A 13475-nucleotide genomic window follows, 5' to 3' on the forward strand; every position below is an offset into this window, starting at 1 on the left:
TCGGGCCATCCGGCCGCGCATTGACGATGTTGGACTTCGGCACCTGCGCGTCCACCGGGGCCATGCGCAGTGACCGAGCGCCGGTGGCGGCGGGCGCGGTGGGCGGGTTGCCGGCAGCCGAGCGGCGTGCAGCCAGCGCTTCGCGTTCCTCGCTGGGCAAAGCCTGGTAGGCCTCCCAGTTGGCACGCCTGTCGCCGGGGGAAATCTGCTTGGATTGCTGGTAGTTCTGTCGCGCGGCACTGCGCTGCTGCGGGCTCATGTTCGACCATTCGCCCATTCGCTGCTGGATACGCTCTTGCTGCTGGGGCGACATCTTCGGGAAGCGCGAGGCGACTTCCATCCACTTGGCGCGGTTTTCGGCCGGCAGCTGGTTCCAGTTCTTGCCCAGCGGCGCCAGCACGTTGCGCTGCGAACTGCTTAGGCTGTTCCAGCTCGGGCCGCCACTGCTGCTGCCCTCGTCCGGCTGCGCCTGCACCACCCAGGGCGACAGGCACAACAGGGCGGCCAGCAGCGCAGCGCGCCACAAAGGCCGGTTCGGGGAGGCGGGGTGGGTCACGGGCATCTCGGCTTGGAACTGCTCAGCGGGGTTCGAAAAAAATGGCGAAAAAGACAGGGCAGGCTGGGCGCACGGGCCGAGGCCGTCGGCAACTGCACAGGCGCGGCAGCCGGACGGCGCCGGCTGTCAGTTGTGCCGATTGGTCTTCACGAACTCGGCAAAGCCGGGGTCGCTGTAGGCGTCGGGCGGCAGGTCGTCGCTCAGCAAGGCGGTGTCAAGGTCGGCCGTGGCCACGACCTGTGCACGGTCATGCCAGCTGTCGATCTGCACCACGCCCGCCAACAGCAGCACCAGCGGCAGGGCGGACGCAAAGCGGAACAGCCAGGGCGAGTGGCCGCCCAGCAGGCCGGCGCCGCCGCGGGCGGACTTGCCGACCAGCACCGTGGTGCTGGCGGCTTGCGTTTGAGCTTGCGTCTGCAGCTTGCGGCTGGCCATGGCGCGCGCCAGTGCCTGCTCGCGGGCGAAACGCAAGCGGGTGTCGATGTCATGTGCCGGCGTGCCTTGTGCACGCTCGCTGAGCGCCGCGGTGACACGCAGCCCGAAGCGGGCTTCAATGCCAGCGCTCTCGCGGTGCTGTTCGGCAGGGCGGGAAGAAGGGGTCTTCACAGCGTTATTCCCTTGGCTTTCAAAGATTTGGCCAGTGCATGCACGGCGCGCGAGCAGTGGGTTTTCACGCTCCCTTCGGAGCAACCCATCACGCTCGCGGTTTCCGCGACGTCCATTTCCTCCCAGTAACGCAACAGGAAGGCCTCTCGTTGACGGCCTGGCAACTGCGCGACTTCCAGCTCGATCTGGTGCAAGATCTGTTCCCTGCCGACGGTGTCGGCGGCGCTTTCCGAGCCCAGGCTGCCCTCGACGGTTTCCAGCATTTCGAGCAGGTCGAAATCGCCGTCTTCGCCGTGGCCCTCGAAGTCCGACATGTTGGTCATCACCGCACTGCGCACCTTGCGGCGGCGGAACCAGTCCATCGTGGCGTTGGACAGGATGCGCTGGAACACCAGCGGCAATTCGGCGGGCGGACGGTCGGCGTATTTCTCCGCCAGCCGGATCATGGCGTCCTGCACGATGTCCAACGCAGCGTCTTCATCTCGCACGGTATAGACCGTGCGCTTGAAGGCGCGCTTTTCGACGCTCTTGAGGAAATCTGAGAGTTCTTTGTCGGAGGCCAAGGCTGCGGAGGGCGTGCTGGGGCACCCGTCTGAGGACGTGGGATTATGTCACTGCACCTTGTCTTCCCCGGGGTTGCCGGGTGAGCGCCGCTTCAACAGTGCAATAATGCGCCTTCGCACTTGGTGCGACTTGGTCTCAGGCTGCCCCGACCGCGGGTGCAGCAATTGTTGATCGCGCAGGTCCCAAATCCGTCTCACGAGGATGCGAGGAGGGGCACCGAAGGTTTTTCGTCAGAGAAATTCACAGAGGTTCGAAATGAACGTGTCTGCCGCGGAAGTCAAGCGTGGCGCCCCTGCTGAGGGTCGCTCCCAGAATTCTTCCTCTCCCTCCTCCTCTTTTGCTGCCCCGTCCTCTGCCGCCTCGAATGGCGCCAATGGCAAGGAACTCAACGGGTCGCAGATCCTCGTGCGCTGCCTGCAGGCCGAGAACGTCAAGTACATGTGGGGCTACCCGGGCGGGTCAGTGCTTTACATCTACGACGCGCTGTACCAGCAAGACACCATCCAGCACGTGCTGGTGCGCCATGAACAGGCGGCCATTCACGCGGCGGACGGCTATGCCCGCGCCACTGGCGATGTCGGCGTGGCGCTGGTGACCTCGGGTCCGGGGGTGACGAATGCCGTGACCGGCATCGCCACCGCCTACATGGACTCGATCCCGATGGTGATCATCACCGGACAGGTGCCCACGCCTGCCATCGGCCTGGACGCCTTCCAGGAATGCGACACCGTCGGCATCACCCGGCCCATCGTCAAGCACAACTTCCTGGTGAAGGACGTGCGCGACCTGGCGCTGACGCTCAAAAAGGCATTCCACATCGCCCGCACCGGCCGTCCCGGCCCGGTCGTGGTGGACATCCCGAAGGACGTTTCGCTGAAGACCGCGCCTTTCCACTACCCCGAGCAGGTGGAAATGCGGTCCTACAACCCGGTCAAGAAGGGCCATGGCGGCCAGATCCGCAAGGCGGTGCAACTGCTGCTGCAGGCGCGCCGCCCTTACATCTACACCGGCGGCGGCGTGATCCTGGGCGAGGCCACGGCCGAGTTGCGCCAGCTGTGCGACCTGCTGGGCTACCCGGTCACCAACACGCTGATGGGCCTGGGCGCCACCTCTGCGTCCGACCCGAAGTTCCTCGGCATGCTGGGCATGCACGGCACCTACGAAGCCAACATGACGATGCAGAACTGCGACGTCCTGCTGGCGGTGGGCGCGCGTTTCGACGACCGGGTGATCGGCAACCCGAAGCACTTCGCCTCGGTCGAGCGCAAGATCATCCACATCGACATCGACCCCTCGTCGATCTCCAAGCGCGTCAAGGTCGACATCCCGATCGTCGGTGACGTCAAGGACGTGCTGCAGGAGCTGATCGCCCAGATCCGCGAAGCGCAGCAAAAGCCCGATACCTCGGTGATCTCCCAGTGGTGGAGCCAGATCAATGAATGGCGCCGCAAGGAATGCCTGGCCTACCGCCGCAGCCCGGATGTGATCAAGCCGCAGCAGGTGGTCGAGGCGCTGTGGGAAATGACCCGCGGCACCGACTGCTACGTGACCTCCGATGTCGGCCAGCACCAGATGTGGGCCGCGCAGTACTACCGCTTCGACGAGCCGCGCCGCTGGATCAACTCCGGCGGCCTGGGCACGATGGGCGTGGGCCTGCCGTATGCGATGGGCATCAAGCTGGCCAAGCCGAATGCGGACGTGTTCTGCATCACCGGTGAAGGCTCGATCCAGATGAACATCCAGGAACTCTCGACCTGCCAGCAGTACAAGACGCCGGTCAAGGTGATCTCGCTGAACAACCGCTACCTGGGCATGGTGCGGCAGTGGCAGGAACTGGACTACGAAGGCCGCTACTCGCACAGCTACATGGACGCGCTGCCGGACTTCGTGAAGCTGGCTGAGGCCTATGGCCATGTCGGCATCAAGATCGAGAAGCCTTCCGAGGTGGAGCCGGCGCTGAAGGAGCTGATCCGGCTGAAGGACCGCACCGTGTTCCTGGACGTGCGCACCGACCCGACCGAAAACGTCTGGCCGATGGTGCAGACGGGCAAGGGCATTTCCGAGATGCTGCTGGGCTCCGAGGACTTGTGACCAGCACGAGGCGGGCCGGACGGGTGCTGTTACCGCAGCATTCGCCGCGCCCCGCTGAAGGCTGGTGACACCTCGGGATCTGATCTCGGTTCCTCCGGTTCGGCCGTTCCCTTCAGGTTCGTCGGACCAACTTTTCTCAACGATTCGACAGACGTGGCCAAGGCCTTCCGGTTACCGCCGGCTGGCTGAAGAGCGCGTCAGGAGATCCGCAATGAAACACATCATCGCCGTGCTGCTCGAAAACGAGCCCGGCGCCTTGTCGCGCGTGGTGGCCTTGTTCTCCGCCCGCGGCTACAACATCGAGAGCCTCACCGTCGCCCCGACGGAAGACCCGTCGCTGTCGCGCATGACCATCGTCACGACCGGCTCGGACGAGGTGATCGAGCAGATCACCAAGCACCTGAACCGGCTGGTCGACGTGGTCAAGGTGGTCGACCTCACCGAAGGCCAGTACACCGAGCGTGAACTGATGCTGATCAAGGTGCGTGCCGTCGGCAAGGAGCGCGAAGAGATGAAGCGCATGGCCGACATCTTCCGCGGCCGCATCATCGACGTGACCGAGAAGAGCTACACCATCGAGCTGACCGGCGACGCCGGCAAGCTGGATGCCTTCATCGAAGGCCTGGACCGCACCGCGATCCTGGAGACGGTTCGCACTGGCTCCAGCGGCATCGGCCGCGGCGAGCGCATCCTCAGAGTTTGACCCCCACCACCCCTGAGCGCCTTCGGCGCTCCCCCTCAAGGGGGCGCTGCGGCGGCCTGGCAAAGCCAGTTCCGCGGCAGCCGCTTGGTAAAGCCCCCGCAATCACAACCGAATTTTTCTGGAGAAGACCATGAAGGTTTACTACGACAAGGACGCCGACATCTCGCTGATCAAGGGCAAGAACGTCGCGATCATCGGCTATGGCTCGCAAGGCCATGCGCACGCCCAGAACCTGAACGACAGCGGCTGCAAGATCACCGTCGGCTTGCGCCGCGGTGGCGCGTCGTGGTCCAAGGTCGAAAAGGCGGGCCTGAAAGTGGCCGAGGTCGCCGATGCGGTCAAGGGCGCCGACGTGGTGATGATCCTGCTGCCGGACGAGCAGATCGCCGAGGTCTACAAGAAGGACGTCGAGCCGAACATCCGCGAAGGCGCTTCGCTGGTCTTCGCGCATGGCTTCAACGTGCACTACGGCCAGGTCGTGCCGCGCGCCGACCTGGACGTGTGGATGGTCGCTCCGAAGGCGCCTGGCCACACGGTGCGTGGGACCTACGTGCAAGGTGGCGGCGTGCCGCACCTGATCGCGATCTACGCCGACAAGTCCGGCAAGGCGCGCGACCTGGCACTGAGCTATGCCGCGGCCAATGGCGGCGGCAAGGCCGGCATCATCGAAACCAACTTCCGCGAAGAAACCGAAACCGACCTGTTCGGCGAACAAGCGGTGCTGTGTGGCGGCACCGTCGAGCTGATCAAGGCGGGTTTCGAGACGCTGGTGGAAGCCGGCTACGCGCCGGAAATGGCCTACTTCGAGTGCCTGCACGAGCTCAAGCTGATCGTCGACCTGATCTATGAAGGCGGCATCGCCAACATGAACTACTCGATCTCGAACAACGCCGAATACGGCGAGTACGTCACCGGCCCGCGCGTCGTGACCTCCGAGACCAAGCAGGTCATGAAGCAGGTGCTGAAGGACATCCAGACCGGCGAATACGCCAAGAGCTTCATCCTGGAAAACAAGGCCGGCGCGCCGACGCTGATCTCGCGCCGCCGCCTGACCGAGGAGCACCAGATCGAGGTCGTCGGCGACAAGCTGCGCGCGATGATGCCCTGGATCAAGGCCAACAAGCTGGTCGACAAGTCGCGCAACTGATCGCGCCTCAAGGCCCTGCCAGCCAAGGCCGCATCCCGCTGGATGCGGCCTTTCTTTTGGCCTGAGCTATCCTGCCCGCCATGACGCCTGAAACTCTTGAGGACGACGAGCCTGGCTTGAACGTCCGCCCTCGTCGCAAGGGCATTTATGCCCTGCCCAACGCCATCACCCTCGGTGCGTTGTTCTCTGCTTTCTACGCCATCGTCATGGCGATTGCCGGCCGGTTCGAGCTCGCCTGCGTCGCCATCTTCGCTGCCGCCATTCTCGACAGCCTCGATGGCCGCGTGGCGCGCATGACCAATACGCAGTCTGCCTTCGGCGAGCAGATGGACAGCCTGTCGGACATGGTGGCCTTTGGTGCTGCGCCGGCCCTGATCGTCTACATGTGGGCGCTGAAGGACATGGGCAAGCCGGGCTGGATCCCGGCCTTCGTCTACATCGCTGGCGCTGCACTTCGCCTGGCACGCTTCAACGTCAACATCGGCGTGGTCGACAAGCGCTTCTTCCAGGGGCTGCCCAGCCCGGCCGCAGCGGCGCTGGTGATCGGCCTGATCTGGAGCGTGGTGGACGGCGCCGACAGCCAGCGGGTCCAGCCCGGCAGCTGGGTGGGCTGGGCGGCTTATGGCATCACGCTGTTTGCCGGGCTTTCGATGGTGACGAACGCGCCCTTCTACAGTTTCAAGGTCTTCGACCGGCGTCGCTCGGTGCCCTTCATCGTGCTGGTTGCGATCATGCTGGCGATTGGCGTGGCGGCGCTCGATCCAGCTCGCGTGCTTTTTGGTGTCTTCTGCATCTACGGACTCTCTGGCTATGCGATCTATGCGTGGCGAAAGGCGAAGGGTCGGCCGGCGAGCGTGATCTCCACCAGCACCGACGAGCCGGATGAACGCGGTTTGCATCACTAGCAAAACCTGTTAGATTCCAGCCCCATGCGTTTCGAGTACGTCATTGCCCAGCTGGGCATGTCCCAACTGCTACTAGCCCTAGAGGAACCACGGGTTCGCTAGTCAGCCAGTCACGTCCACGTTTCGCCTGACCCCAACGGCCCGTATGCAACCGCAGCGGGCCGTTCTCGTTTTCTGTGCTGCTGGTTGCGCCCACCTCCCTGGATGCACACCATGATGCTCAAGCACCCGCAGCAGAAGTACCGCGCTTTCGCCCCCATTGCCCTGCCTGATCGCCGCTGGCCCGATGCCCAGCTGACGCGGGCGCCCCAGTGGTGCAGCGTGGACCTGCGGGACGGCAACCAGGCGCTGATCGAGCCGATGGACCCGGCGCGCAAGCTGCGCATGTTCCAGACCCTGGTGCAGATCGGTTTCAAGCAGATCGAGGTGGGCTTCCCGTCAGCTTCGCAGGCGGACTTCGACTTTGTGCGCCTGCTGATCACGCAGAACCTGGTGCCGGACGACGTGACCATCCAGGTGCTGACGCAGGCACGCGACCACCTGATCTCGCGCACCTTCGAATCGCTTGTCGGTGCGAAGAAGGTGGTAGTGCACCTCTACAACGCGGTGGCGCCAGTGATGCGCCGCGTGGTGCTGGGGCTGGACGAGGACGGCGTGGTCGACCTGGCCGTGACCCATGCGGCCATGATCCGCGACATGGCAGCCAGGCAGCCCGGCACCGAATGGACCTTCGAGTATTCGCCGGAGATGTTCTCGAACACCGACCTGCATTTCAGCAAGCGCATCGTCGACGCCGTGACGGCCACTTGGGCGCCGACACCGACACGCCCTTGCATCGTCAACCTGCCGTCCACGGTCGAATGCTCGACGCCCAACCAGTTCGCCGACATGATCGAGTGGATGCATCGGCAGCTGGAACGGCGCGATGCCATCGTGTTGTCGGTGCATCCGCACAATGACCGCGGCACCGGGACGGCGGCCGCCGAGTTGGCGTTGATGGCTGGCGCCGACCGCCTCGAAGGCTGCCTGTTCGGCAACGGTGAGCGCACCGGCAACCTGGACCTGGTCAACGTTGCGCTGAATCTCTACACCCAGGGCGTGTCGCCAGGCCTGGACTTCTCCGACATCGACGCGATCCGCCGCACGGTCGAGCATTGCAACCAGTTGCCGGTGCATCCTCGCCATCCGTACGTGGGCGACCTGGTCTACACCTCGTTCTCTGGTTCGCACCAGGACGCGATCAAGAAGGCCTTTGCCGCCCGCAAGGACGGCGAGATCTGGGACATGCCCTACCTGCCGGTGGATCCGAAGGACCTGGGCCGCAGCTACGAGGCGGTGATCCGCGTCAACAGCCAGTCCGGCAAGGGCGGCATTGCCTATTTGCTGGAGTCGGATTACGGGCTGGAACTGCCGCGCCGGCTGCAGATCGAGTTCAGCCAGGTGGTGCAGGCAGTGATGGACATCGACGGCAAGGAGTTGGGCTCGGACGACTTGTGGGCATTGTTCGCCAAGGAATACCGTCCCGAGCAGGCGCAACTGGCGCGGGTCGAGATCCAGGAGCAGGAACTGGGCGCGGGCGGGCAGGGTGCAGACGTCAGCGTGCGCGCCCAGTGGCAGCAGGGTGGGCAGGTGCGCGAGGTGCATGGCCGCGGCAACGGGCCGCTGGCGGCGTTTGTCGCCGGCGTGCAGGCGGCGACCGGGGTTTCGGTCGAGGTGCTCGATTACCATGAACATGCGTTGAGCGGCGGTGCCGAGGCCCGCGCGGTGGCCTACCTGGAACTGCGCGTGGGCGGAGAGCGCACACTGTTCGGCGTGGGCATGGACGCCAACCTGGTCAATGCATCGATGAAGGCAGTGCTCAGTGGCGTGCAGCGTGCGCTGGGCGAGTCGCGTGACACGGCCACAAAGGTCGAGGAAATCTCTGTATGACTGACAAACTGATCATTTTCGACACCACGCTGCGCGACGGCGAACAATCGCCCGGCGCCTCGATGACGCGCGACGAGAAGCTGCGCATCGCACGCCAGTTGGAGCGGCTGAAGGTGGACGTGATCGAGGCCGGCTTCCCGGCGGCGTCGCATGGCGACTTCGAAGCCGTGCACACCATCGCCAGCCACATCAAGGACTCGGTGATCTGCGGGCTGGCCCGCGCCAACGACCGGGACATCGCGCGCGCGGCAGAGGCCGTGGCGCCGGCGCCGCGCAGCCGCATCCACACCTTCATTGCAACCAGTGCGCTGCACATGGAGAAGAAGCTGCGCATGACGCCGGAACAGGTGCTGGAGCAGGCGACGCAGGCGGTGCGCTTTGCGCGCAACCTGTGCGGCGACATCGAGTTTTCGCCCGAGGATGGCTACCGCTCCGACCCGGACTTCCTGTGCCGCGTGATCGAAGCGGTGATCGCCGAGGGCGCGACCACGATCAACCTGCCCGACACCGTCGGCTACGCGATTCCCGAGCTGTACGGCCACTTCATCCGCCAACTGCGCGAGCGCATCCCGAATGCCGACAAGGCCATCTGGTCGGTGCACTGCCACAACGACCTGGGCATGGCGGTGGCCAATTCGCTGGCCGGCGTGAAGATTGGCGGTGCACGCCAGGTTGAATGCACCATCAACGGCCTGGGCGAGCGGGCGGGCAACTGTTCGCTGGAAGAAGTGGTGATGGCGGTGCGCACCCGCCGGGACTATTTCGGCCTGGACGTGGGCATCGACACCACGCAGATCGTGCCGGCCTCACGCATGGTCAGCCAGACCACCGGATTTGTCGTGCAGCCGAATAAGGCCGTGGTCGGCGCCAACGCCTTTGCCCATGCTTCGGGCATCCACCAGGACGGCGTGCTGAAGGCGCGTGACACCTACGAGATCATGCGCGCCGAGGATGTGGGCTGGGCCGCCAACAAGATCGTGCTGGGCAAGCTGTCCGGCCGCAATGCCTTCAAGCAGCGGCTGCAGGAACTGGGCGTGGCGCTGGAGTCGGAGACGGAAATCAATGCGGCGTTCGCCCGCTTCAAGGACCTGGCCGACCGCAAAAGCGAGATTTTCGACGAGGACATCATCGCGCTGCTGGGCGACGAAAGCGTCACCAGCATTCACGAGCACCACGGTTTCCTGTCGCTGTCGCAGCGCTCGGAAACCGGCGAGCGCCCGCACGCCAGGGTGGCTTTCACGATCGGCGACCGCGAGGTCGTTGCCGAGAGCCATGGCAACGGCCCGGTCGATGCAACGCTGAAGGCGATCGAATCCCAGATCGAAAGTGGCGCGGAAATGCTGCTTTATTCGGTCAATGCCATCACCTCGGGCAGCACAGAATCGCAGGGCGAAGTCACGGTGCGCCTGCAGTTGGGCGGCCGGGTGGTGAATGGTGTCGGGGCTGATCCGGACATCGTCGTGGCATCTGCCAAGGCGTATCTCTCGGCCCTGAACAAGCTTCACACCGGCGGTGATAGGGTGGCTGCGCAGGGCTGATCCCAGGTCCGATGGGCACTTGAGAAAGGGCATGCAAGTTTTTGATCTTGCGTGTCTTTTTGCTTTCCCATAGACTCGGGACAAAATCTGTAAGGCGCTCCCCGGCGTGCTTGCGAGAAGCAATCCGGGGGCCACTTTTTAGGGCGTTAGACGCTGCACCGATGAACAAGATTCGACTGAATGTGGTGCGAGCACTGGGTTTTGGCCTGGCGCTCGCCGTCAGCATCGCAGTGCCCGCCCAGGCCACCGCAGCTTCCGCTGCCAAAAAGGCATCTTCCTCCAGCGCAGTCAGCAAGGCGGCGAACAAGTCGTCAGCCGGCGCGGTGAGCAGTCGCAAGGTGGTGGCCAGCAAGGGCCGCGCGGCCCGGCCCACGCACGCTGTGGTCGCCACGCGCAAGACGGTCGCCAGCGTCACCCCGCCGGTCCGCTCGTTTGGCCAGCTCGCCGGCCTGCATGAAACCGAGGATCCGCTGGCGCTGAAGTCAGGCGTGGCCTTTGTGATGGACCAGGACACCAACGAGGTCCTGCTGAACAAGAATTCCCAGGCCGTCCTGCCGATCGCGTCCATCACCAAGCTGATGACCGCGATGGTGGTGACCGAGGCCAAGCTGCCGATGGACGAAGTGCTGACCATCACGCAGGACGATGTGGACACCGAAAAAGGCAGTTCCTCGCGCCTGAAGGTCGGCACTCAGCTGCCTCGCGGCGAAATGCTGCACCTGGCGCTGATGTCCTCGGAAAACCGGGCTGCGAATTCGCTGGGCCGCCACTACCCTGGCGGCCTGTCGGCCTTCGTCGGCGCGATGAATGCCAAGGCCAAGCTGCTGGGCATGATGGACACGCGTTACGTCGAGCCCACCGGCCTGTCGAGCCAGAACCAGTCCAGCGCACGCGATTTGGCAGCGCTGGTGAGCGCTGCTTCGCATGTGCCGCTGATCCGCGAACTGTCTACCTCGCCCGAGCATCAGGTCGCCATCGGCAACCGTCAACTGCAGTTCCACACCACCAACCGGCTGGTGCGCAACCCGGATTGGGACATTGGCGTGCAGAAGACCGGCTACATCAACGAGGCGGGCCAATGTCTTGTGATGCAGGCCCAGATGGCCGGCCGCAAGCTGATCATGGTGCTGCTGGATTCGGCCGGCAAGTATTCGCGCATCGGCGACGCCGAGCGCATCCGCAAGTGGGTGATGGCCAACCCGGCGCCACTGACCGCAAGCGTGCCGGTCACGCCAGCCGCAGGGCTGACTCGCGCAGCCGGCACTGCCGCGGCGACCGGTGCCGCCAGCCTGCTGCCTGCCACCACCGAAGTGCACGCCGCCAAGCCAGCCATCTGAGTTGCTTCCTCCCATGAAAAAAGCAGCCCGCGGGCTGCTTTTTTCATCACGCTCGGCAAGCGTGTTTCAGGGCACGCGGTGACCCAGTGCCCCGGAAATGGTGGCGGCAGTGGATTTGACCCGGTCCAGCCAGGATTCTTCCAGCCGGTCCGCTGGTGCCGAGATGGACAGGCCCGCCACCAGCTTGCCCTGGTCGTCGAAGATGCCGGCGGCCATGCAGCGCACGCCCAGTTCCAGTTCCTCGTCGTCGCGCGCGAGCGCATGCCGGCGCACCAGGTTCAGCTCACGCTCCAGCGCGCCTATCTCCGTCAGGCTGTTGCGCGTGTGGCCGGCCAGGCCGGTGCGGGTGGCATAGGCGCGCACACGCTGCGGGTCGTCGTAGGCCAGGAAGAGTTTGCCCACGGAGGTGAGGTGCAGCGGCGCCCGGCCGCCGACGGCGCGCACGACCTGCATGCCTGAGCGCTCGCTGTAGGTCCGCTCGATGTAGACGATCTCGTCGCCCTGGCGCACCGAGAGGTTGACCGGCTGGTGGGTGAGCTTGTGCAACTCGCGCATCGGGCCGAGCGCCGCGTCGCGCACGTCCAGCCGGGCCTTGACCAGGTTGCCCAGTTCCAGCAGCCGCATGCCCAGCCGGTAGCTGCCGGCTTCGGGTCGGTCGACCAGGCGGCCTGCTGCCAAGTCGTTCAGGATGCGGTGCGCGGTGGACGGGTGCAGTCCCGTGCGCTCGCTCAAATCCTTCAGCGGCACCGGGTCCTGGTGCGCGGCCAGCACGTCCAGCAGCGAAAAAGCCCGTGCCAGCACCTGGATGCTGGGCGTGTTGGGATCTTTTTTGGTCATGGCGAAGCAGCGTGGATCTGCTGCCATTTTTGCATGGCGAAATGCCTGGCGGGAAGATGGCTGCGAAATCGCCGTGACGCGAGCGTCATGTTTCAGCTGGTGATGAGCGCGCGTGCCGCCGCCAAGCCGGACCTCACTGCGCCTTCCAGCGTGGCCGGATACGGGCCGGCCACGTGGTCACCCGCCACGCGCAGCCCGGGCAGGGGATCTGCCGACGGTCGCTGCAGCGCGGGCGTGCAGGCAAAAGTGGCACGTTTCTCGGCGCGCACGGCCACCAGCTCGACCTGCGCATCGTCCCAGTCGAATTCAGATCGACCGGCAAATGCCTGCGCCAACTGGCGCCGAACCGCGGCGACCGTGGTTGGCAGCCCTTGCGCCACCCAAGGCGCTGCACCGCTGATGACCAGTGCGAGCGTGTTTGCCGGCCCGCCCAGCGCGCCCAGGTCAAAGCCGAACTGTGCCGGCGCCTGCGCGTCGGCCTGCAAGGCCAGCATGGGCTCCGGCCAGGCGCGGTGCGCCGGGTTTCGCAGCCAGACCGTGACGATGGGTTCGTAGCGCAGCGCTTGCGCGGTCTCGGCCCAGTCGGGTGCATGCGGGGCCAGCAGCCGGCCGGCTTCGTTGGCGCTGCAGGCCAGCACCACGCCTTGCACATCGTCCTGCCCTTCATCGGTCCGCACTTGCCAACCTTCGGCCAGGCGGTGCAGCTGCTGCACGCGTGCGCCAGGCCGCCATTCGGTGCCACGCTGCTGCAGCCAGGCCAGCGCCGGGTCTGGCAGCAGGGCTTGCAGCGGCGCTGTCGGCAGCAGCAGGTCGGCACTGCCGCGTGGGCCGAACAAGGCGTCTTTCAGCACTGTCAGCAGCACCTGCGCGCTGGCTTGGTCGGCAGGCGTGTTCAGCGCGGCCACGCAGAGTGGCTCGATCAGCGCCTGCATCACGCTCGCGGGCAGGCCGCGGCACAAGGCCTGCACTGTCAAAGAGGGGTCGCAGCGAAAGCCTTGCAGGCCCCAGCGGCTGGCTTGCAGCAGCAGCGCAACACGGTCACGCCAGGGCATTGTGCGCCAGCCCAGCACGCCGCGGGCGAAGGACAGCAGCGCAGGGCCGGGCGGCAGCACCAGGCCGCTGCCGTCCGGGTAGCGCAGCGTCAGCGGGCTGCGGTGCAGCAGGTGTTCGGGCGACGCGCCCACGCGGCGCATCAGTGCCAGCGTGTCGCGGTAGGCGCCAATCAGGATGTGCTGGCCGTTGTCCAGCAGCAAATCGCCCTG

Annotated in this window: 12 protein-coding genes; 7 read left to right on the plus strand and 5 right to left on the minus strand. The window is 65.4% G+C overall.

Going from position 1 to position 13475, the window contains the following annotated elements:
* The 3 genes from FKP22_RS07840 to FKP22_RS07850 form a co-directional block, all read right to left on the minus strand.
* Nucleotides 1-556, minus strand: a 556-nt coding sequence (locus FKP22_RS07840; RefSeq protein ID WP_170200803.1) for a DUF3106 domain-containing protein, incomplete at its 3' end; no start/stop codon positions are given.
* Nucleotides 557-682: 126 nt separating this feature from the next.
* Nucleotides 683-1162, minus strand: coding sequence for a DUF3619 family protein (locus FKP22_RS07845; protein WP_231013124.1), 480 nt, complete (start codon nt 1160-1162; stop codon nt 683-685).
* Nucleotides 1159-1725, minus strand: a complete 567-nt coding sequence (locus FKP22_RS07850) for an RNA polymerase sigma factor (RefSeq protein ID WP_141286788.1) — start codon at nt 1723-1725, stop codon at nt 1159-1161. Before FKP22_RS07850 ends, FKP22_RS07845 begins: the two co-directional genes overlap by 4 nt.
* Nucleotides 1726-1981: 256 nt before the next feature.
* On the opposite strand from FKP22_RS07850, the gene FKP22_RS07855 reads away from it, so the two are divergent.
* From FKP22_RS07855 to pbpG, 7 genes are all read left to right on the plus strand, one after another.
* Nucleotides 1982-3817, plus strand: a complete 1836-nt coding sequence (locus tag FKP22_RS07855; RefSeq protein ID WP_141286789.1) for an acetolactate synthase 3 catalytic subunit — start codon at nt 1982-1984, stop codon at nt 3815-3817.
* Nucleotides 3818-4028: 211 nt separating this feature from the next.
* Nucleotides 4029-4520: an acetolactate synthase small subunit gene (gene ilvN, locus FKP22_RS07860; protein ID WP_141286790.1), complete on the plus strand. Its 492-nt coding sequence runs from the start codon at nt 4029-4031 to the stop codon at nt 4518-4520.
* 130 nt (nt 4521-4650) lie between these two features.
* The gene (gene ilvC / locus FKP22_RS07865; RefSeq protein WP_141286791.1) at nt 4651-5667 is read left to right on the plus strand and encodes a ketol-acid reductoisomerase; all 1017 of its coding nucleotides are present in this window, start codon (nt 4651-4653) and stop codon (nt 5665-5667) included.
* Between the two features lie 80 nt (nt 5668-5747).
* Complete coding sequence (pssA, locus tag FKP22_RS07870; protein ID WP_141286792.1) at nt 5748-6572, plus strand: CDP-diacylglycerol--serine O-phosphatidyltransferase; 825 nt, start codon at nt 5748-5750, stop codon at nt 6570-6572.
* Nucleotides 6573-6788: 216 nt separating this feature from the next.
* Nucleotides 6789-8501, plus strand: coding sequence for a 2-isopropylmalate synthase (gene leuA / locus FKP22_RS07875; protein ID WP_141286798.1), 1713 nt, complete (start codon nt 6789-6791; stop codon nt 8499-8501).
* Nucleotides 8498-10039 (plus strand): 2-isopropylmalate synthase, encoded by a 1542-nt coding sequence (locus FKP22_RS07880; RefSeq protein ID WP_141286793.1) that lies wholly within the window; start codon nt 8498-8500, stop codon nt 10037-10039. Before leuA ends, FKP22_RS07880 begins: the two co-directional genes overlap by 4 nt.
* 161 nt (nt 10040-10200) lie before the next feature.
* Nucleotides 10201-11376, plus strand: a complete 1176-nt coding sequence (pbpG, locus tag FKP22_RS07885; RefSeq protein WP_141286794.1) for a D-alanyl-D-alanine endopeptidase — start codon at nt 10201-10203, stop codon at nt 11374-11376.
* Nucleotides 11377-11442: 66 nt separating this feature from the next.
* On the opposite strand, the gene FKP22_RS07890 is transcribed toward pbpG, so the two are convergent.
* Both FKP22_RS07890 and FKP22_RS07895 read right to left on the minus strand, forming a co-directional pair.
* Nucleotides 11443-12213: an IclR family transcriptional regulator gene (locus FKP22_RS07890; protein WP_141286795.1), complete on the minus strand. Its 771-nt coding sequence runs from the start codon at nt 12211-12213 to the stop codon at nt 11443-11445.
* 92 nt (nt 12214-12305) lie between these two features.
* Nucleotides 12306-13475: hydroxysqualene dehydroxylase (locus tag FKP22_RS07895; RefSeq protein ID WP_141286796.1), on the minus strand; the 1170-nt coding region annotated here is incomplete at its 5' end.

Origin of the sequence: Ideonella azotifigens, assembly GCF_006519715.1 — a bacterium.
GTDB classification, from domain to species: Bacteria; Pseudomonadota; Gammaproteobacteria; order Burkholderiales; family Burkholderiaceae_C; genus Ideonella; species Ideonella azotifigens.

Excerpts from the sequence above, each read along its gene's own strand:
- ilvN (WP_141286790.1), top strand. The coding sequence starts at position 4,029 with ATGAAACACATCATCGCCGTGCTGCTCGAAAACGAGCCCGGCGCCTTG.
- FKP22_RS07880 (WP_141286793.1), top strand. The coding sequence starts at position 8,498 with ATGACTGACAAACTGATCATTTTCGACACCACGCTGCGCGACGGCGAA.
- pssA (WP_141286792.1), top strand. The coding sequence starts at position 5,748 with ATGACGCCTGAAACTCTTGAGGACGACGAGCCTGGCTTGAACGTCCGC.
- ilvC (WP_141286791.1), top strand. The coding sequence starts at position 4,651 with ATGAAGGTTTACTACGACAAGGACGCCGACATCTCGCTGATCAAGGGC.
- leuA (WP_141286798.1), top strand. The coding sequence starts at position 6,789 with ATGCTCAAGCACCCGCAGCAGAAGTACCGCGCTTTCGCCCCCATTGCC.
- FKP22_RS07855 (WP_141286789.1), top strand. The coding sequence starts at position 1,982 with ATGAACGTGTCTGCCGCGGAAGTCAAGCGTGGCGCCCCTGCTGAGGGT.
- pbpG (WP_141286794.1), top strand. The coding sequence starts at position 10,201 with ATGAACAAGATTCGACTGAATGTGGTGCGAGCACTGGGTTTTGGCCTG.
- FKP22_RS07890 (WP_141286795.1), bottom strand. The coding sequence starts at position 12,213 with ATGACCAAAAAAGATCCCAACACGCCCAGCATCCAGGTGCTGGCACGG.